Origin of the sequence: Runella sp. CRIBMP, assembly GCF_009905605.1 — a bacterium.
Lineage (GTDB): Bacteria > Bacteroidota > Bacteroidia > Cytophagales > Spirosomataceae > Runella.
Genome location: NZ_JAAAKZ010000002.1, coordinates 195,074 through 213,090 on the forward strand (window position 1 = coordinate 195,074; position 18,017 = coordinate 213,090).

Genomic DNA, 18,017 nt, shown 5'->3' on the forward strand with positions numbered 1-18,017 from the left:
TGAATTAAATAAATGCATAAAAAAATAACATATAGCACCAAAAATATTTATATAGCATCCCTACCCTACCTAAATTTTATTTGAACCTATGAATCACAGAAATCCGAACAGTTTAACTCGTATCGGTGTATTTTATGATGGTAATTATTTCTTGCACGTCAGCAATTACTATAACTACACGCACGAACGCCGCAGTCGAATCAGCATCAATGGCTTGCATGATTTTATACGACAGAAGGTAGCAGAAGTGGAGAAAAATGATCCACGCCTCTGCCAAATAGTGGACGCTCATTATTTCAGAGGGCGACTCACGGCAGGGGAAGCTAGTCAACGCGGCGATTTGCTCTACTACGAACGGGTCTTTGACGACATCCTAATGTCGGAGGGGGTTACAACCCATTATTTACCGGTAAGGAGTACTCTGGGCAAAAAACACGAAAAGGGTATTGACGTTTGGCTGGCGCTAGAAGCATTTGAAATGGCTTTCTACAAAAGGTTCGATGTATTAGTACTTATTGCGGCAGATGGCGATTATGTCCCCTTGGTGAGAAAATTAAACACCCTTGGTACGCGGGTAATGGTCTTGGGCTGGGATTTTGAATATACCGATGAAGAGGGTAGTCGTTTTTATACGCGTACTTCTCAGGATTTGTTGGCAGAAGTGACCTATCCAGTAGCCATGCAAGACATTATTAACAGTCGTGGTGAAGCCTTCAACAGCAACCTGTTTGTTCCGCGTAATAAAGGCAAAGTATTTACAAAACAAGGGGAAGAACCCTCAGAAAATACCATTGAAGAGTCAAACACTGCGCTGCTCAACGATGAAGAACGCAAGGAAAGTTTTATTTTATCCCTCAAAGAAGGCTTTGGATTTATAAAGTATCCCCCCAACAATGTCTTTTTTCATTATACCAGCCTCCGAGATTATGATTTTAATGACCTCGTGATCGGTGACCGGGTGCAGTTTACGCTTGATGAAAAAGACGGTAAACGCGCCGTTGGACATGATGTACTTGTGTTGCAAGAAAATAAATAATTGATTATGGGCAGGCAGGAGGATGATTTTCTCCTGTTTGCCTATTTTTCCAATCGTCTGACAATTTCATAACACGCCCTGCTGTTGTGATAGGGACATTTCCAAAAACTTATCTTAGCGTTTCGAACGGGTGTCAAGTCGGGTTTAACGGTTCCAAACCAATCTCCTTTTTGGGTATCTAGCACGTATTTTTTGATAAATTCCCAGCTTTTGAGCGACTTATCTTTATAATGCTCCTCCCCTGTCAGCTGATAAGCATTGTAAAATCCTACCATTTGTTCGGCCAATACCCACCAACTACGCTCATGATTTCGGTGATTGGTGGCAGGGTCAAATTCATAATCCAACGCACCATCTTGGCCTAACCCAGTACAGGCAGCTTCGGCCATTTTAATGCACAATTGCTTCACTTTTCCGCTCCGTTCGTGGTCATTCAACACTTCGGCCGTTTCCCACAACAGCCAAGAAGCTTCAATGTCGTGTCCGTATGAAATTGTTTCGTCCTTGGGGTTCCAATTTTGGTTAAAAAACAAACGTAAACGATACGTTTTCTGACTGACCAATTTCTCCATAAAAGTGTCTGTCAAATGCACAACGCGCTGACGAAGGGTAGTATCGGGCCAAACGCGGTATAAATTTGTAAAAGCCTCGATGATGTGTAAATGGGTATTTTGAGACTTATTCCAGGGCATTTTGCTTAAAATTAAATCATCAACAAGTTCCCAACTTGGCCCAAACGCTTCGAAATAACCGCCCTTATCTGGATCATATCCGTGCTTATCTACGGTTTTAAAAAGCTCTTGCGCAAAATCCAACGCAGGGGTAAATTTTGAAGCGGCATAGTATTCACTTAATCCATAAATCGCAAAGGCGTGGCCGTAGAGTTGCTTTCGGGTTTCGAGCGGAGCCCCCGCCGCAGTGACCGACCAATACACACCACCATTTTTGGCATCTCTAAAATGGTTGTATAAATAATGGTATGCTCGGTCGGCAAGGACCAAATAGCGCTTACGGTGAAAATGCCGATACGCCAACGAAAAGGTCCACAGGATACGACTGACCAGAATAATCGAGCGCGGAGCATCTAAAACTGGCTGATTGTCATAATTTACCTGACCATGAAACCCTCCACGCTGATAATCAGGCGAATATTTTTCCCAATAGGCCAAAATACGTTTCCACTCGGCTAAGTTTTCGCGGGCAAATTGCTCCATATGACAGGCTTAAGGTGATGATAATTTTTGTGGTAAAAGTCCGAGCTATCGTGAATATAATCAGGTTGTTTAATTATCATTTTCAGACCTTACCTTAAAAAGTCTTTGAAACCAATTTTGCTTTTCTTTTTCCTCCTGCTCTTTTTCGGCCTTATCCCATTCAAAAGATGCTAAAGACCCCAAATCAGGTTGACCTGCGTCTACCCAGCACGTAAACCAGAAATCACTTACCATTTTTACTGAAGCACGCATCTGTCGCTCTACCTGTCGGTCTAGCATTTGATGGTATTTCTTGGCGAACTCACGCGAATAGGTTTTAATGACCACGCCATTGCGATCTTCTAACGCATATTTCAGTTCGGGTTTCATCTGCAATGATGCATTTTTTTCAAACCGTAAAACACTGTCCAAGGCGGCATTGGCCTGTCTAACCGCTTGCCAAGCGCGCAAGGCCGTTTTTTGTTCATATTCCGCCGAGCCCAAAAACATGTCGTATTCTTCGGCGTACAACTCAGGTAACCGGGTTTCCCAAAACGCATGGATTCCTTCCTGACCCGTTAGTTGTCCGTTGTAGTTTCGGGTGGTGTGCAATGGAACGTTGGCATCGGCAATATAATGACCTAAATCTGCGGAAACTCGTAAAATACGTCGAGGGTTTCGTTGTCGAAAGGCTTCCGTCAATTGCGATTTGTATTGTTGAATCGCCCAGGGAACGGTGCCATTTAACGCCAATGTATCTTCGCCGAACTTTTTAACAGCCTCATTCCAGTACAGCGGCAACTTGTATAAAGCACTATCGCCATAGGCTTCGGCATCTATGTAGTGTCTTGGTGCTTCCCCTACAACGGCATAACGCCTCTTATCGGGGTTGACGGCGTTTTCGGTCAGATAATCAAGGTGTTTCTTGAAAAACACCAGCATTTCGGGCGGAAGCGAAAACACAGCCAAGCGATTGATGCGCTGATGCGCCCAAAAACCCCAAGTATTCGACGAATTATAGGCTAGGAAGGGGGTACTTATCAGCAACAAAAAGATAAAAATTGATTTAACGGCCCATTTTTTATGTTTAAACACCTCACTTACACAAAATATTATTCTGTATGTCGTAAATCTGAAATTTTGCAAAATAGGCTTTGGTAACATTTAAAATTGCGGTTAAAAGTGTTTGAAATTGTTAAAAGTGAAAAAATTAGTTCTTCTAAATCCCTAACCCTCAGCAAAAATGGCTAAAACACAATCAGAAAGTACAATACTATGCTAAAGGGGCCTCCTAAGCTTGTTTTGCGGTTGGAAATAGTCTCATAATTTGATTTGGCAAAATTACATTTTAACAGAATTATTACAATTTTTTATAAAAAATATACAATTTTAAAACAACATTCGTTAATTTTGCATCGTATTCAAAAATCAGATATTTAAGTCAATAGCACTCTTTTAATTAGTCACTTACCATGGACAAGAAGAAAATAATAGGATACTTTAAACCGATCGTTGGACTTTGCGTTTTTATGCTCATCATTTACGGAGCCTACACTCCAAGCCAAAAGGCAGAAATCCAAAAAATCGTTTGCATCAAATTCAAACCGGGCACTCCCGCTACTGACGTCGAACGCCACATGAATGAGTTTGCTCAGTTGAGACGTGAAATTCCCCAGATGGTTGCTTACAGCGGCGGAAAAACACTTAGTGTAGTTGGCAAGTCAGAATATGACGCCATGCATTATTTGACATTTAGGACAGAGGATGACATCACGACTTTTCAGAACCACCCTAAGTACCAAGCATTTGTAAAAGAAAATCAGGCTATTTGGGAAAAGGAACTGGTAATTGATGCCAACATCCAGAAGTAACATTAAGCCATAAAAAAAAGGCTGCTTTTTCAAGCAGCCTTTTTTTTATGGCTTAATGATGGCAAGTAATCAACTTGATACTTTACCCATCACATACATTTCAGACAAAGTAGGGGTTGGACTTCCACCGCTCTTTTCGAGCGTCACAGCAAATGCTTCGGCCTGCGGTGCATTTTTCATTTTTTGCATCACGCCATTGACATCAAAAACACCCAAATCAACGGGTTTTCCGCCTACTAGTCCCCAAAGCTGGTATTGCTTTCCTGCCGCTGGAACGGGCAGTGAAAGAACATTCAGCTGGACCTCTTGCGTTTTGGGATTCCAAACTACCCGTACCGCACTATTGGGCGACTTGTCAACTCCTTTTAAGGTAACAAACTGATTATCGGCGTTATTTAGATTCGCAATCAGCTCATTTTTTTGACTCAGTTCCACGTTTTGCTGCGCCAAAGAAGTATTGAGCGTATCCAAACGAGCGTTGAAATAAACCGCCGAGCCAATTAGTGCCGCAATAGATGCTGCCGCTACCCACCCCCACTGAAACGAGGGTTGGCGCGAATCAAGTTTATAAACAGGTGTTTCATCAGCCTCTTCTTCAGTGGCTTTATTTGCAGGCAAGTCATTCACTGAAACCTCCTTTACATCGTCGGCAAATACCAATTGCGCCATTATTTTATCTTTAAGCCCAGCAGGCGGCGCCACCCGGTGAGCAAATGCGTAACGTTCGACGGCTTCGCTGAGTTGATTCAACTCAGTTTTAATTTCAGGATATATTTTTGAAAGACAGTCTACTTCCCGCCGTTCTTGGTCTGTTACATTCCCAGAAAGGTAGTCTTCCAAAATCCCCGATTCGATATATGCTTTTATGTCAATCATGTACCAAAATATTTTCTTAAATCCCTAAGGGCGCTTCTCACACGGGTTTTGACGGTACCAAGCGGCATCTCTAGCCGCTGAGCCGTTTCTTCGTGGGTATAACCTCCCCAATATACCATTTCAATCAGCGTTTGCTGCTCCGGTTTGAGCTGAGAGACCACCTCTCTCAGTTCTTTGGCATCCAGTTCGTTATAAATCTCCTGATGCTCTTCAACCCAATATACGGCGGATTCAATGTCTTGGATTTCCGGCCGATTTACCCGTAGATAATCAATGGACGTATTGCGTGCAATGTTGAGCATCCACGTAAACAACCTCCCCTTACCTACATCGTATTGAGCAATATTCTTCCAGATTTTAACGAAGATTTCCTGAAGCAAATCCTGCGCCGTTTCTTCTGAGCGAACTACTTTGAGTACTACCCCGTACAAAGCGTCGGAATAGTTATCATAGAGGTAGCTGAATGCTTTTCGATCTTGTTGTCGAAGCATTTCAACGAGTTCGCCTTCATCGTATTTAGGCAATTTTAATCCCATATAGTACGGTTAAGACCTTATTAATATTTCGAGTATACACACTCAACTTGCGAAAATGGACTTAGGTTTTACTTTTTTTAATGATTGCAATATCAAAAAAAAATAAGAACTATCTAAATCTATTGTAAATCCTTTTCCCGTAAGTAGAAGCAAAACCAACTTCAATTATGGAAAACACATTCATTAAAGCATCCAAACGCATTGGATATACTCTCTTGGGGCTCTTTTTGGCCTTTGTGGTATATGCAAATCTTGAACCTGCCCCTATGCACTCGTACGTTAAGCCCATCAGCATGACCATTTTCAAGGTGGACGGGCTGAAGAGCCCTGAGCAGGTAAATTCAGTGAAAGAAAAAGTGTCGCTACACGAAGGGGTAACCGCCTGCGGAGCAAATCCAGTGAGTGAATTGGTCAGCATCACCTTTGACCCCGACCAAACTTCGGAAGGTTCACTTCGCAAATTGGTGGGCAATATCACAGGTCGGCCAGTACAGGCGGCCGTGTTTAAAACCGATGGGCCGCCAAGTCCGCAATGCCCTGTTCCACAAGAATACATAATGGCGTTTGAAAAAGTAAAATACGCGCTTTGTTTCCGCTAAAATAACTCCCTAATCTGCAGCACACTCCTACTTTGAACATTAAAGAGCAATTTTAATCTATTTTATATACCAATTAAATCAATTAAACACACATGAAAAAGAGAATTCTTGTCCTATCTTTCGCCCTGATTTCAGTTTTGAGCGGTTGTAAAAAAGAGGAAGAAACACCAGCACCTTCGTTGTATGACCGTTTGGGTGGAGTAACCGCTATCTCAGCCGTGGTTGACCAATTTATTGCAAACGTAGCCGCTGACCCTAACATGGTGCGCACCTTCAAACCACTGTTGGATGATGTTGCCAAAGGAAATACAGCCCGGGTAACTGCGCTTCGTAACAACTTGATCGACCAAATTGGCCAAGCTAGCGGTGGGCCTCAAATGTACAAAGGCAAGGACATGGTGACTGCTCATGCAGGCATGAACATTACCGAAACTGAATTCAATTCATTGGTCAATGACTTGGTACTTGCACTAGACAAATTTAAAGTACCCGCCACCGAAAAAGGAGAACTTTTAGGGGTATTAGGTGGATTGAAGGGACAAATTGTAGGTAAATAGTACTCAGCTATCCAGTAAGAGGGTGGTAAACTATTGAGATAGCTTACCATAGAGGTTGGATAGTTGAAGGTTAACAGGGGCAAAATTACTTGCCCCTGTTTTTTTATGTTATTCTACCCAAAGTACCAACCCTTTCAGATAACTGCCTTCAGGATGAAACAAATTGACTGGGTGATCGGGTGGTTGCGTGATTTGATGCAATACCCTTACTTGGCGTCCGGCTTCAATCGCGGCGGCGACAATGGTATTATAAAACAACTCACGGTCAACGACCTGAGAGCACGAAAAAGTAAACAAAATCCCATTCGATTTTAAATGTCGGATGCCGTCGGCGTTCAGTCGTTTATATCCCTGAACAGCCCTGTGACGGGCGGCCATACTTTTGGCAAAGGCAGGAGGGTCGAGCACCATTACATCGTAGGTATCGGAAGTTTGTTTTAAAAATGCCATGACATCTTCGGCATACGACTGGTGAGTAGCAATATCGCCAAAATTGGCTTGTACGTTTTGATTGGTTAGGTCAATGGCTTTTTTAGAAACATCCACAGAATCTACCCTTTCAGCACCAGCCGCCAGTGCGTAAATCGAAAAACCTCCCGAATAACAGAACGCATTGAGGACTTTTTTGCCTTTGGCATAATACGCCAACAAATCACGGTTGTTGCGCTGATCTAAGAAGAAGCCCGTTTTTTGACCCGTTTCCCAATCAATCAAAAAAGTATGCCCATTTTCTTTGACGGGATGAGGCACAACACAGTTGCCGTACAAATAACCATTTAGCACGTTTTTGGCAAAATTTTCGGGCAAAGTATCCGCACTTTTGTGGTAAATGGCTTTTAAGTCGCCTCCATAAACCTCCTGTAACGCCAACGAAATATCTTCCAGCACGCGATACATTCCAATGGAATGCGCTTGTATCACCAAAACACCATCGTAATAATCAATAATTAAACCCGGAAGCCCATCCCCTTCTCCATGGATTAACCGGTAGCAATTGGTTAGATTGTCGGATTGATTCGCAAAAATTACTTTCCGAACGGTTAAAGCATTTTGGAGTTTTTGCTTCCAGAAAGCCACGTCTGGTACTATTTTTTCGTAACTGAAAATCTTTACCGCAATATTGCCATTATGATAATGGCCCGTGGCTAAATATTTATTGCGATTATCTACTACTTCTACGATGTCGCCGTCGGCTGGTTGGCCTTTCATTGAGCCAATAGCCCCAGAAAATACCCACGGATGAAAACGACGAACAGCTTCGTCACGGTTTGATTTGAGAACAATTTGCGGAAAAATCATTGATTTAATTTAATGTACACCCACGGATTAAAGCATCATTCACTTATCATTAGGGGAAATTTTACGCAAAGATGGGGGATATAAGAATAATTAAAGCATCTTTCTGCATCATTTTACATAAATATACATCCCCCAAAATAAGTAGAAAGAAGGCTTTTCGTTTTTATCTTGGAAACAACTAACCATATTAATTTCATGAATCGTCGGGATTTTATTAAACAATCTGCCGTTTTAGGTACTGGTTTGGTGCTGGCACCAAGCTTTTTTGCCGAAGCTAAAAAACTTAAAAACTTTGGGGTTCAACTATACAGCGTCCGTGACCTGATGCCAAAAGACCCGAAAGGGACAATGAAAAAACTCGCAGAACTGGGCTACACGCAATTTGAAAGCTACGGAGGGCCTGATTTCTTGTGGGGTATGAGTCCTTCGGAGTGCAAAACCTATTTGGGCGACTTGGGGGTCAAAATGATCAGTACTCACTTTGACATCAACAAAGATTTGGACAAAAATATTGAGCGGGGTGCCGAGGCGGGACTCAAATACATGCTTTGCCCGTATATCGGTGCGCAAAAAACCATCGATGCTTGGAAGAAAAAAGCCGACTTGTTCAACGAAGTAGGCGAAAAAGTCACCAAATCAGGCATGAAATTTGGCTACCACAACCACGATTATTCATTTAAACCCCTCGAAGGACAAATTCCTCACGAAGTTTTACTCGCCAACACCGATCCTAAAAAAGTGATGTTTGAGTTGGATTTGTGCTGGGTTATCGCTTCGGGCCAAGATGCCGTTGCTCACCTCAATAAGTATGCAAATCGCTATGAACTCGTTCACATCAAAGACATGGTCAAAGAAGGTGGCAAAGTAGTTCAAAAAGATTTCGGTAAAGGCTCCGTTGATTATCCAACCATCCTGAAAGCCGCTAAAAAGGCAGGTATCAAGTATTATATCGTAGAGCAGGAAGAATATCCCGTTTCCTCCATCGAAAGCATGAAAGTAGATGCCGAATGGATGAAGAAACTTTCCATCTAAGGACTTATTGCTAAAAGAGAAAAGCGCGAAGAGGATTGTCCTTTTCGCGCTTTTGGGTATTTATCCATTCAACTTCAAAAACGAATTGCCATTCATTCTTTTTGGGAAGCCCCTTCTCTGACCCCTGCTTCTGGTTTCAAAATGTATACGTCCAACATAGCTTTTGGACGCGCCAGGTATTCACGGATTAACGTCTTAATCGAATAGCCATTGGGCACATCCTGCGCGGCAAATCCGACGGCATTCAATCCTTCATGATCGGCGAGGTAAAGAGCACGGGCATTGTGGAAGTTTTGCGAGATAACCGTTACGCGTTCTTGTCCATACACTTCCCGACAACGAATCACCGAATCATAGGTACGATACCCAGCCGTATCCAACAGCATGGCATCTTCGGGCACCCCAAGTTTAGTCAAGGCCTGTTTCATGGCTTTGGGCTCGTCGTAGGTTTCGGCCTCTTTGTTGCCGCTCAAAATCAGGTATTTTACTTTCCCCTCTTTAAATAACCGCGCCGAAGCCTCCATACGATACCGAAAAAACAGATTTTCTTTGCCCCGGGCTACGTACTTGCTTGTTCCGAGTACCAAACCTACATCATTGGATGGAAGTGTATTTATATCAAAAAAGACTTTCGAACGCGTCGTATCTACCACAATCCAATTGCATAACAATACTAACACAACGACAGAAAACACGCTCCAGAAGCCCCCCTTGATGAGTTGTTTCACCAGGGAGACTTGCAGCTTTTTGGAGCGTCGTATCGCGTTAATATGCAGCAATCCTTCTTTCATTTGATTGGTTAAAATAAACCTAACTGTCCATTTTCGGCGGTCGAAGATGCCTCGTCAGGGGCATCAGTTTCTTCTTCAAGCTCATTCTTAGGTTCTAAAATCGTATTATTGGTTGCTTTTTCAACTTCGGGCAACGAGTCGATCTGTTTTATTTCTTTTACTTTTAAGCCCGACACTTTGTTGCCCAGTGCTTTCCAACCCCTCACGTCCACAAAGGCATCAAGTACCACAATCTCCTTTTGGGTTTCGGTTTTGCTTTTTTCAATCAGCAGTTCCATCCGTGGATGGGCATCGAGCGAAACAAAAATAAGCTTCGAGCCCTTGGTATCTCCAATAAAAGAAAACTTCTTGTCAACGGTACTCGTTTCAATTTTAAACCTTTTGGCAAAATAGCTTTTTTGGGTTGCTTCAAAATAAACCGCCGTGATGGGACGGTCTGGTAAAAACTTCTCAATTTGGAGAATGTCTTTGGGTTCGTATCGGTTGGTCAGGTCGTAGGTCGTCAATTCGTACGTCCCTTCCTTGTATAAAACCAAAATCAAATCTCCGTTGTCAAAATTGCCCAAATACCGCCCTCGGTCGTCGCGGTTCAGGCGTCCCAACACACTGTCGTACCATAAATCAACGCCACCGAGGGTTGAAGCTCCCGCCGATTTAAAGACTATTTTACGCACGGGGTACTTTGTCAACACATTTCCCATGGCCGAGCGGTTTTTAATCGCCAATTGGGAAAAATTAAAATCAAAAAGTTTGATACGCGCCGTACTTTGCGCCGTCAGGCTAACCGTAATCACCTCTGCTTCGCCGTTGTCATTGGCCGTAAAATAGGTAATCTTAGATTTGGGCGTTCCGAGGGTCACGTCGTATTCTTTGTCACGGGTGATTCCCGTCACCACAAAACGTTTGGCGTAGCTGGCCCCCGATTTGCCGTCCAAATAAGTGACATTGTATACTTTGCGCTCATCATTTTTCTTGAACACCGCCACGTAAATAATGTCTTTTCCAACAAACACTTTCTCCGTAATACGTACGACCTTGTATTTTCCATCGCGACGGAAGATAATCACATCGTCGATGTCGGAGCAATCCATCACATATTCATCTTTCTTCAAGCCATAGCCCACAAACCCTTCTTCGCGATTTACGTATAACTTCTGGTTGGCCGCCGCCACAACGGTAGCGGCAATGGTATTGAACGAACGGATTTCGGTACGGCGTTGGCGATTTTTGCTGTGTTTCTTCAGTAAGTCTTTGTAATAGGCAATGGCAAAACGCGTCAAATTAGCCAGATTATCCTCTACTTCATTCAGTTCATCTTCCAGCTTCCGCATGGCTTCTTCTGCTTTGAAGCCATCATATTTCGAAATCCGCTTGATGCGCAGTTCGGTCAGGCGTAAAATATCTTCTTCGGTTATTTCACGGTAAAAATCAGCTTTAAACGGCGTCAGGCCAGCGTCGATGGTTTGAATAACGGCCTCAAAAGTCTCACATTCTTCAATGTCACGATAAATTCGGTTTTCAATGAATATTTTCTCCAGCGAGCTGTAAAGCAGCTTTTCTTTCAACTCAAATCGCCTGATTTCCAGCTCCCTTTTGAGCAGATTTACGGTCTGATCATTACATACGCTTAATATTTCGGATACCGTCACAAAATGCGGCCGATCTGCGATAATGATACAGGCGTTGGGTGAAATACTTACTTCACACTCCGTAAATGCGTACAGGGCATCAATGGTAATATCGGGCGAGACGTTGGGGGCCAAATGCACCAATACTTCAACGTCTTTCGATGTCAAATCTTCTACTTTCCGTATCTTTATCTTCCCTTCATCATTGGCTTTAATGATGGAGTCCTTGATGGATGTCGTGGTCGTACTAAACGGAATTTCGCGAATAATTAGCGTTTTCTTATCCAGCTCTTCAATCTTGGCCCGCACCCGCACTTTACCGCCGCGCAAACCGTCGTTGTAATTCGTAATGTCAATTTGCCCACCCGTTGGAAAATCGGGGTATAACTGAATCGGTTGGCCCTTAAGCAACGCAATCGACGCTTCTACCAATTCAATAAAGTTGTGGGGTAAAATCTTGGTCGAAAGTCCTACCGCGATTCCTTCCACCCCCGTTGCCAAAAGCAACGGAAACTTAACGGGCAACGTGACGGGTTCGCGCTTACGACCGTCGTAGCTCAACTGCCATTCGGTCGTGTCATCGTTAAATATAACATCATTACCAAACTTCGAAAGCCTTACTTCAATGTAACGAGGGGCGGCGGCACTGTCGCCCGTACGAATATCCCCCCAGTTTCCCTGCGTGTCAAAAATCAATTCTTTTTGACCCATGTTCACGATGGCCTCGTTGATGGAGGCATCGCCGTGCGGGTGGTATTGCATGGTGGCTCCGATGACGTTGGCCACTTTATTAAAGCGCCCGTCGTCCATTTCACGCAAAGCGTGCAAAATTCTCCGCTGAACTGGTTTAAGGCCATCTTCAATTGCAGGCACTGCCCGCTCCAGAATTACGTAGGAGGCATAATCCAAAAACCAGTTTTGGTACATATCCCCCACATCCGACTGAGTATGGAGGGCATCTTTCTTAGGGCGTTTGTCTTCAGGTAAGGTTTCGTTGATTTCGCTCATTGTCTTTTACTGCGTGATTCGGGGTTTTCGGTTTTGCAAAAAATGGCTTCTTAGTTTCCGCTCTCCCCACGGAATTGCCCGCAAATCACAAAAATTTAAAACGTAAATATACAAAAAAAAGGCGTTAAAATTTGAATTTAGGCCCACTCAATCCCCTTTTTAAGCAATAAAATTGTTTGCCCCTCGGGTGTATCTGGCAGTGGGTGATAATCGTAAATCCAACGCGCCAAGGGCGGCAAACTCATCAAAATAGATTCCGTACGACCGCCTGTTTCGAGTCCAAATTTTGTACCTCGGTCCCATGCCAGATTAAATTCGGCATATCTTCCCCGACGCACCAACTGCCATTCTTTTTCGGCTTCGGTAAAAGGGATATCTTTATTTTTTAACATCAAGTGCGTATACGTCGGGGCAAAGGTCTCTCCCACCGCCTGCACAAAACGAAAAAGGCTCTCTTTGTCTTCTGACTTCTGATAATCAAAAAAGATACCTCCCACGCCACGCGTTTCCTGACGGTGGGGGATGTAGAAATAATCATCCGCCCATTTTTTAAATCGAGGATAGTAATCAGGGTCGTGTTTATCGCAAGTGGCTTTCAATTGTTGGTGAAACCAACGGGCATCTTCTTCCACCACGTAATGCGGCGTCAGGTCAATGCCTCCGCCAAACCAACTCACCCCGTTTGACATTTCAAAATAGCGCACGTTCATGTGAATAATCGGCACTTTCGGACTGTTTGGGTGCATCACAATCGAAACGCCCGTGGCAAAGTAATCGGCCTGCTCGGTCAGATTCATCTGGCGCATGAGTGCCTCGGAAGTTTGGCCCTGCACGGCCGAAAAGTTAACCCCTCCTTTTTCGATGATGTTTCCATTTTCGAGCACCCGAGAGCGGCCGCCACCGCCGCTGTGGTGTTCCCATTTATCTTCTTTGAATTTCCCCAGGCCATCGGCGGTTTCGAGGGCTTGACAAATCGTATCTTGTAACTGTTGAAAGTAAGTGGCAATCGTATCGCGCATGAATTGTAGTATTGGGGTGGTTTAGATTAACTCCTAAAAAATCAAGTAGTATTCTTTCAATAAAGTTCGAAACTCGTCAGAATAGCTCCCATCAAGGTGGTGAATATAGAGAGATTCGAGAATAGATTCGGTATGATGACGCTCAAAAGTAGTAATCATTCGAAAAAGCGGCTTATCGGGCCGTTGAAAAACCTGCAGTTGATGGGTCGGCAATAGCCCTGCACCCGCGGCAATCTCCGTCAACAATTGGGTTTCATACGCGGGTAAAAGTACCACAAAGCGTCCCTCTACTGCCAATAACCGCGCCACCGAATCCACTAACTCCTCTAAAGAAAGCGTATCGGTATGCAACGCCCGATTTCGCGCTGCCGACGGCGACCGTAGATGATTGGCAAAAAAAGGAGGATTGCTGATAATCAGGTCGTAGTCGTGAAAGTTTGAAGCCAGATTTTCATTATTCCTCGGCCAATCCTGAATCGCCGTATGATGCACTGCAATTCCATCCGCAAAAGGGCTTTTCGCCACATTATCAACGGCTTGCAGGAAGTTTTGTTCTTCGATTTCTACTGCGTCAATACGCATCAAGGGATTTCGCTGCGCCGCCATCAACGCCAGCAGCCCAGTTCCAGTTCCGATGTCCAAAGCGCGTGTCGCACCCGTTACCTTTACGTATGCGCCCAAAATACAGGCTTCGGTGCAGACCTTCAACGCACTGCGGTCGTGCATCACGGTGAACTGTTTAAATCGAAAATAAGGGGCAGGAGTTCTTGGCATGGGTGATTAGGCGGTTACTTGCGCCCAAAATCTGCCGGATTCTCTCCCCAATATTCCGTTTCCCATTTCAAAATTTGATTGGTAAATTTATTTTTGGAGAGCCATTCTTCGGCGCGTTGGAGCAGTTCAAAGATTTGCTTGTTGGCGGGGGTTACTTCAAGTTTAGTGTTGGCATGTTTACGTTTTATCCAACTGATGGCGGTGCGAGAATCCGAATAAATCGGTAAATTACTTTGGTGTTTTTGTAGATACGCCAACCCGTGGACAATCGCCAAAAACTCCCCGATGTTGTTCGTCCCATCCCGAAACGGGCCTTGATGAAATATTTTTTGTCCCGTACGGAGGTACACTCCTTGGTATTCTACATCGCCCGTTGCGGTGTTCCAAGCGGCATCAACCGCAATACTTTCTAGGTTGGGATTGCCAATCTTAGCGGGTGCTTCTTTGAGGGGCGCTTTGGCCGTTTTGGGAGAAATAAAAGCCCAATAATTTTCTTTCAGGGCTTCTTCTGCCTCCTTAATGGTGTCAAATGACTTAAATTTTGCTTCAGGAAAACCCTTGATTTGGGCCTCACAATCGGTCCAGTCCGTAAACACACCTCGTTTACGCCCTTCCCACACGACATAATATTTTTGTTTTTTTGCCATGCCACAAACTTACAAAAGTGCGGGTAAAAAAAGCGAATACGGGCTTTTAATCGTAGTCTATTCTTAGTGTTCGTTCGTACACCATACTACCAAACGAAAGAAAATTAACCACTGCACAACCTACATGAAATCTATTTTCTGTACTGCATTAGCTTTTTTATCCCTTGGCGCTTATGCCCAAAAGGGAGTCGTACTGACGGACAAATCTGCGGATAAAAAAGTGGAAGTCACCATTGATGGCAAACCGTTCACCAATTATTTTTACCCCGGCCCTTCCGTCCTCAAAAAAGCCGTGTTGTATCCTCTTCTTACGGCCAAAGGCACCAACATTACCCGCGGATGGCCCCTTGACCCGCGTCCGGGTGAGCGCGTTGACCACCCTCACCACGTAGGAATGTGGCTCAACTATGAGGCCGTCAACGGGCACGATTTCTGGAACAACTCTCTGACCCCGCCCAGCTCAAAAGGCACCTACGGCACGATTGTTCACACGGGCATCAAAAGCCTAAAAAGCGGCAAAAAACAGGGCGAATTGACCGTAACGGCCGACTGGCTCGACAAAAACGGTGGCCTAATGCTGACCGAAGTCACCACCTACGTATTCAGCGGCGACGCCACCACCCGCACCGTGGATCGCATCACCACCCTCACGGCCAAAACTGATCTTGTCACTTTCAAAGACGTGAAAGATGGGATGTTTGCGATTCGGGTGGCCCGCCAATTGGAACATCCCTCCAAAAGCCCCGAGGTATTTACGGATGCGTCGGGAGTGGCTACAAAAATACCCGTGATGGACAATACTGGCGTATCGGGCAGCTATCGAAACAGCGAAGGCATTGAAGGTGAAGATGTATGGAGCAAACGCGCCCGTTGGTGTAATTTGCGCGGAACAATGGGGAACGAAACCGTTAACCTTGTAATCCTCGACCACCCCAAGAACGCGGGTTATCCTACCTACTGGCACGCCCGGGGTTACGGGCTTTTTGCAGCCAACCCCCTCGGAATGAAGGTATTCAGCCAAGGAAAAGAAGAAATGAACCTCCAACTCAAAAATGGCGAGTCAACCACTTTCCGTTACCGCACCGTGATTGCATCTGAGACATTATCGGAGGACAAAATCAATCAGATTGCCGCTGATTTTGGCAAAGTTAAGTAGCGATTTCTATTCATTACTTTTGAGTCAAGCTAATTCGTTAACCATAACGGAGTGGCTTGACTCAAAAAGCTTCAAATGCCTGACGAAATGGAATAAAGGATTAAGTGTCGCGTATACAGATGCTATGCCTGACCCTAAAAAACAAAACAATCTACAACAAACAGGCAGAATTAGTAACTTTGCTAGGAAGAATTTTTCAATTCAAAACAGCACTAAACAATGAATTACGATATAAAAATATTGGGTGAGGACGAAGACAATGGGCTGTTGGAATTTGACCGACTGAACTTATTGACAAAATCTACCAAAGACATTGCTACCAAAGCTTTAATGTTTAGGTTAAGAGGATTTAGTGATATTACTCCCGATAAACACCTAAAAAAGGCTTTAGCGATGCGATTGCAAAGTATTTCTGGTAGCGGACATGACGGCACTTCACTAACCATTGACTGCATACACTTTTCGGAAACCATCAAAGGGGTTCAAATGGATATGTTCAAGCCTCAAGAAGAAGTTTTGCAATTGACCCCAATGGCTTTAGTGATAAAATCTTTTCAATCCGCCTTGAATGATGATAGTGAAGATGCCGATTTGGACAAACCGCTTTTGAAATCATTGATGAGTTTCAAAAAGAATTTTATAAGCGATAATGAAATTTTCTATATGGCAAATCGGGGAACGATTGCAGAAGTTCGGTTGACCAAAGATGATTTCCAAAAAATTGGGCGATTAGAAGACAGCATACCTGAGCCTAAAAAGGTAATTGTACACGGTCAGTTGGATGAAATGAAAGTTTCCAAAGGAAAGCTTGGCTTGAAAACAGAACAAGGTTTTGTGAATGTGTTTGCCAATGACAAAACCATCTTAGAAAACATTGTTGGCTTTATGGGTAAGGAAGTAACCATTTCGGGAATGGCACATTACAAACCTAATGGACAATTGAGTTTTGTAGAGATTGAAGAATATAGCAAACCCGGTGCAAGAGATAAATTTTTCTCAAAAAAGCCAACAGCTATGACAGCCCACCAACAATTACTATTTCAGGCCAAACAATCTAAAAAGTCAAGTTCACTTTCAGCCCTAAAAAGTATTTCGGGCTTGCTGAGAGATGAAATTGGCGAAGAACAATTTCAAGAAATGCTTAAAGACATACACAGATGAAAAACATTGTTATTGACACCTGTGTATTCATTCACATAATAAGAGATACAATCACAGGAAAAAAGTGCCTTGATCAGATTGAAAAATATGATACAACAGCCAATGTTATAATTTCCGTTGTTACCAAGGCTGAATTGGAATCATTTATTGCCCAAAACAATTGGGGTAAGCCTAAAATCGAGAAGCTCAACAAAATACTTGAAGCAATAACCTATATAGACATTTCAAATGCTGACCAATTATTGCTTGACTCGTATATCGAAATTGACTCTTTTTCAAAGCGGAAAACCAAAGATAAGAATGGCAACCTTCTTAAAGGTTCTGCAAAAAAAATGGGCAAAAATGACCTTTGGATTGCCGCAACTGCCTACTCACTTGATATTCCATTGATAACTACTGACAGTGATTTCGACCACTTAAATGAGACGCTAATGGAAGTTATTAAAATTGTATAAATGTAAAAAGCCGAATGCACCAAACCGTTAGCTATAAAATATAATAACGACGCAAACAGCACATTGATATTAAACCGCTAGACAATATACACAATGACACTTTTTTGGGTTCTTTGGGGCATCGACGCTGTGATATCGCTGGTGGTGCTGTATTTTTTCTTCATTGGCTTAGTAGACGGCTCCGTTTCTTCCTTCAATATGGGCTTATGGGTCATGATTTTACTGGGTATCGGCGCCATTATGCTGGGAAGTCTGTGGCTAAAATCAAATGACTATCTCCGTATAGCCAAGATCGTTCTGGGTATTTTGGCCGTACCCGGACTATTGTATGCCTTATTTATGCTCATGATAATTATTACCAAACCGCGCTGGAATTAAC

The 18,017-nt window shown here is 43.6% G+C and carries 19 protein-coding genes; 9 read left to right on the forward strand and 10 right to left on the reverse strand.

Annotated features, from left to right (window positions below; translation table 11 throughout):
• Positions 1 to 88 precede the first annotated feature (88 nt).
• Positions 89 to 1,036 carry an NYN domain-containing protein gene (locus GVN20_RS05965; RefSeq protein WP_166557464.1) on the forward strand — a complete coding sequence of 316 codons (948 nt, stop codon included), beginning with the start codon at positions 89 to 91 and terminating at the stop codon, positions 1,034 to 1,036.
• A 41-nt stretch (positions 1,037 to 1,077) separates the two neighbouring features.
• Here GVN20_RS05965 and GVN20_RS05970 read toward each other — a convergent pair whose 3' ends face one another.
• Together GVN20_RS05970 and GVN20_RS05975 are read right to left on the reverse strand one after the other, a co-directional pair.
• Positions 1,078 to 2,250 (reverse strand): AGE family epimerase/isomerase, encoded by a 1,173-nt coding sequence (locus GVN20_RS05970; RefSeq protein ID WP_166557465.1) that lies wholly within the window; start codon positions 2,248 to 2,250, stop codon positions 1,078 to 1,080.
• 69 nt (positions 2,251 to 2,319) lie between these two features.
• Positions 2,320 to 3,276 (reverse strand): zinc dependent phospholipase C family protein, encoded by a 957-nt coding sequence (locus GVN20_RS05975; RefSeq protein ID WP_229598984.1) that lies wholly within the window; start codon positions 3,274 to 3,276, stop codon positions 2,320 to 2,322.
• Between the two features lie 425 nt (positions 3,277 to 3,701).
• On the opposite strand from GVN20_RS05975, the gene GVN20_RS05980 reads away from it, so the two are divergent.
• A complete protein-coding gene (locus tag GVN20_RS05980; protein WP_114065659.1) occupies positions 3,702 to 4,100 on the forward strand; it encodes a Dabb family protein in 399 nt (132 codons plus the stop codon).
• A 69-nt stretch (positions 4,101 to 4,169) separates the two neighbouring features.
• On the opposite strand, the gene GVN20_RS05985 is transcribed toward GVN20_RS05980, so the two are convergent.
• Entirely contained in the window at positions 4,170 to 4,976 is an 807-nt protein-coding gene (locus GVN20_RS05985; protein WP_166557466.1) for an anti-sigma factor domain-containing protein, read from the reverse strand.
• Entirely contained in the window at positions 4,973 to 5,512 is a 540-nt protein-coding gene (locus GVN20_RS05990) for an RNA polymerase sigma factor (protein WP_114065657.1), read from the reverse strand. The genes GVN20_RS05985 and GVN20_RS05990 overlap by 4 nt, the downstream gene beginning before the upstream one ends.
• Before the next feature lie 167 nt (positions 5,513 to 5,679).
• Between GVN20_RS05990 and GVN20_RS05995 the strand changes: the two genes are divergently transcribed.
• Both GVN20_RS05995 and GVN20_RS06000 read left to right on the forward strand, forming a co-directional pair.
• Entirely contained in the window at positions 5,680 to 6,111 is a 432-nt protein-coding gene (locus GVN20_RS05995; RefSeq protein ID WP_166557467.1) for a heavy-metal-associated domain-containing protein, read from the forward strand.
• 92 nt (positions 6,112 to 6,203) lie between these two features.
• A complete protein-coding gene (locus tag GVN20_RS06000; protein ID WP_114065655.1) occupies positions 6,204 to 6,668 on the forward strand; it encodes a group 1 truncated hemoglobin in 465 nt (154 codons plus the stop codon).
• A 108-nt stretch (positions 6,669 to 6,776) separates the two neighbouring features.
• On the opposite strand, the gene GVN20_RS06005 is transcribed toward GVN20_RS06000, so the two are convergent.
• On the reverse strand, positions 6,777 to 7,967 hold the full coding sequence (locus tag GVN20_RS06005; protein ID WP_166557468.1) for a class I SAM-dependent rRNA methyltransferase: 1,191 nt from the start codon (positions 7,965 to 7,967) through the stop codon (positions 6,777 to 6,779).
• Positions 7,968 to 8,162: 195 nt separating this feature from the next.
• Between GVN20_RS06005 and GVN20_RS06010 the strand changes: the two genes are divergently transcribed.
• Positions 8,163 to 8,999, forward strand: a complete 837-nt coding sequence (locus GVN20_RS06010) for a sugar phosphate isomerase/epimerase (protein WP_166557469.1) — start codon at positions 8,163 to 8,165, stop codon at positions 8,997 to 8,999.
• 92 nt (positions 9,000 to 9,091) lie between these two features.
• Here the strand turns inward: GVN20_RS06010 and GVN20_RS06015 are convergent, their stop codons facing one another.
• From GVN20_RS06015 to GVN20_RS06035, 5 genes are all read right to left on the reverse strand, one after another.
• The gene (locus GVN20_RS06015) at positions 9,092 to 9,790 is read right to left on the reverse strand and encodes a vancomycin high temperature exclusion protein (RefSeq protein ID WP_206023211.1); all 699 of its coding nucleotides are present in this window, start codon (positions 9,788 to 9,790) and stop codon (positions 9,092 to 9,094) included.
• 8 nt (positions 9,791 to 9,798) lie between these two features.
• On the reverse strand, positions 9,799 to 12,426 hold the full coding sequence (locus tag GVN20_RS06020) for a DNA gyrase/topoisomerase IV subunit A (protein WP_166557470.1): 2,628 nt from the start codon (positions 12,424 to 12,426) through the stop codon (positions 9,799 to 9,801).
• Positions 12,427 to 12,563: 137 nt separating this feature from the next.
• Positions 12,564 to 13,445 carry an oxygen-dependent coproporphyrinogen oxidase gene (gene hemF / locus GVN20_RS06025; RefSeq protein ID WP_166557471.1) on the reverse strand — a complete coding sequence of 294 codons (882 nt, stop codon included), beginning with the start codon at positions 13,443 to 13,445 and terminating at the stop codon, positions 12,564 to 12,566.
• 33 nt (positions 13,446 to 13,478) lie between these two features.
• Positions 13,479 to 14,219: a tRNA1(Val) (adenine(37)-N6)-methyltransferase gene (locus tag GVN20_RS06030; protein ID WP_166557472.1), complete on the reverse strand. Its 741-nt coding sequence runs from the start codon at positions 14,217 to 14,219 to the stop codon at positions 13,479 to 13,481.
• 14 nt (positions 14,220 to 14,233) lie between these two features.
• Complete coding sequence (locus tag GVN20_RS06035) at positions 14,234 to 14,866, reverse strand: viroplasmin family protein (RefSeq protein WP_114065649.1); 633 nt, start codon at positions 14,864 to 14,866, stop codon at positions 14,234 to 14,236.
• A gap of 124 nt (positions 14,867 to 14,990) precedes the next feature.
• Between GVN20_RS06035 and GVN20_RS06040 the strand changes: the two genes are divergently transcribed.
• The 4 genes from GVN20_RS06040 to GVN20_RS06055 all read left to right on the forward strand — a co-directional run bounded on the left by GVN20_RS06040 (position 14,991) and on the right by GVN20_RS06055 (position 18,016).
• Complete coding sequence (locus GVN20_RS06040; protein ID WP_166557473.1) at positions 14,991 to 16,022, forward strand: PmoA family protein; 1,032 nt, start codon at positions 14,991 to 14,993, stop codon at positions 16,020 to 16,022.
• 219 nt (positions 16,023 to 16,241) lie between these two features.
• On the forward strand, positions 16,242 to 17,183 hold the full coding sequence (locus GVN20_RS06045; RefSeq protein ID WP_166557474.1) for a hypothetical protein: 942 nt from the start codon (positions 16,242 to 16,244) through the stop codon (positions 17,181 to 17,183).
• A complete protein-coding gene (locus GVN20_RS06050; protein WP_166557475.1) occupies positions 17,180 to 17,638 on the forward strand; it encodes a type II toxin-antitoxin system VapC family toxin in 459 nt (152 codons plus the stop codon). The genes GVN20_RS06045 and GVN20_RS06050 overlap by 4 nt, the downstream gene beginning before the upstream one ends.
• A 93-nt stretch (positions 17,639 to 17,731) precedes the next feature.
• Positions 17,732 to 18,016 carry an osmoprotectant transporter permease gene (locus tag GVN20_RS06055; RefSeq protein ID WP_166557476.1) on the forward strand — a complete coding sequence of 95 codons (285 nt, stop codon included), beginning with the start codon at positions 17,732 to 17,734 and terminating at the stop codon, positions 18,014 to 18,016.
• Position 18,017: the final 1 nt, after the last annotated feature.

What these genes read in the sequence shown, in the direction of transcription:
- GVN20_RS06020 (WP_166557470.1), bottom strand. Translation starts at nt 12,426, where the DNA reads ATGAGCGAAATCAACGAAACCTTACCTGAAGACAAACGCCCTAAGAAA.
- GVN20_RS06045 (WP_166557474.1), top strand. Translation starts at nt 16,242, where the DNA reads ATGAATTACGATATAAAAATATTGGGTGAGGACGAAGACAATGGGCTG.
- hemF (WP_166557471.1), bottom strand. Translation starts at nt 13,445, where the DNA reads ATGCGCGATACGATTGCCACTTACTTTCAACAGTTACAAGATACGATT.
- GVN20_RS05970 (WP_166557465.1), bottom strand. Translation starts at nt 2,250, where the DNA reads ATGGAGCAATTTGCCCGCGAAAACTTAGCCGAGTGGAAACGTATTTTG.
- GVN20_RS06050 (WP_166557475.1), top strand. Translation starts at nt 17,180, where the DNA reads ATGAAAAACATTGTTATTGACACCTGTGTATTCATTCACATAATAAGA.
- GVN20_RS06040 (WP_166557473.1), top strand. Translation starts at nt 14,991, where the DNA reads ATGAAATCTATTTTCTGTACTGCATTAGCTTTTTTATCCCTTGGCGCT.
- GVN20_RS06005 (WP_166557468.1), bottom strand. Translation starts at nt 7,967, where the DNA reads ATGATTTTTCCGCAAATTGTTCTCAAATCAAACCGTGACGAAGCTGTT.
- GVN20_RS06000 (WP_114065655.1), top strand. Translation starts at nt 6,204, where the DNA reads ATGAAAAAGAGAATTCTTGTCCTATCTTTCGCCCTGATTTCAGTTTTG.
- GVN20_RS05995 (WP_166557467.1), top strand. Translation starts at nt 5,680, where the DNA reads ATGGAAAACACATTCATTAAAGCATCCAAACGCATTGGATATACTCTC.
- GVN20_RS05980 (WP_114065659.1), top strand. Translation starts at nt 3,702, where the DNA reads ATGGACAAGAAGAAAATAATAGGATACTTTAAACCGATCGTTGGACTT.
- GVN20_RS06035 (WP_114065649.1), bottom strand. Translation starts at nt 14,866, where the DNA reads ATGGCAAAAAAACAAAAATATTATGTCGTGTGGGAAGGGCGTAAACGA.
- GVN20_RS05965 (WP_166557464.1), top strand. Translation starts at nt 89, where the DNA reads ATGAATCACAGAAATCCGAACAGTTTAACTCGTATCGGTGTATTTTAT.
- GVN20_RS05985 (WP_166557466.1), bottom strand. Translation starts at nt 4,976, where the DNA reads ATGATTGACATAAAAGCATATATCGAATCGGGGATTTTGGAAGACTAC.
- GVN20_RS06015 (WP_206023211.1), bottom strand. Translation starts at nt 9,790, where the DNA reads ATGAAAGAAGGATTGCTGCATATTAACGCGATACGACGCTCCAAAAAG.
- GVN20_RS06055 (WP_166557476.1), top strand. Translation starts at nt 17,732, where the DNA reads ATGACACTTTTTTGGGTTCTTTGGGGCATCGACGCTGTGATATCGCTG.
- GVN20_RS06030 (WP_166557472.1), bottom strand. Translation starts at nt 14,219, where the DNA reads ATGCCAAGAACTCCTGCCCCTTATTTTCGATTTAAACAGTTCACCGTG.
- GVN20_RS06010 (WP_166557469.1), top strand. Translation starts at nt 8,163, where the DNA reads ATGAATCGTCGGGATTTTATTAAACAATCTGCCGTTTTAGGTACTGGT.
- GVN20_RS05990 (WP_114065657.1), bottom strand. Translation starts at nt 5,512, where the DNA reads ATGGGATTAAAATTGCCTAAATACGATGAAGGCGAACTCGTTGAAATG.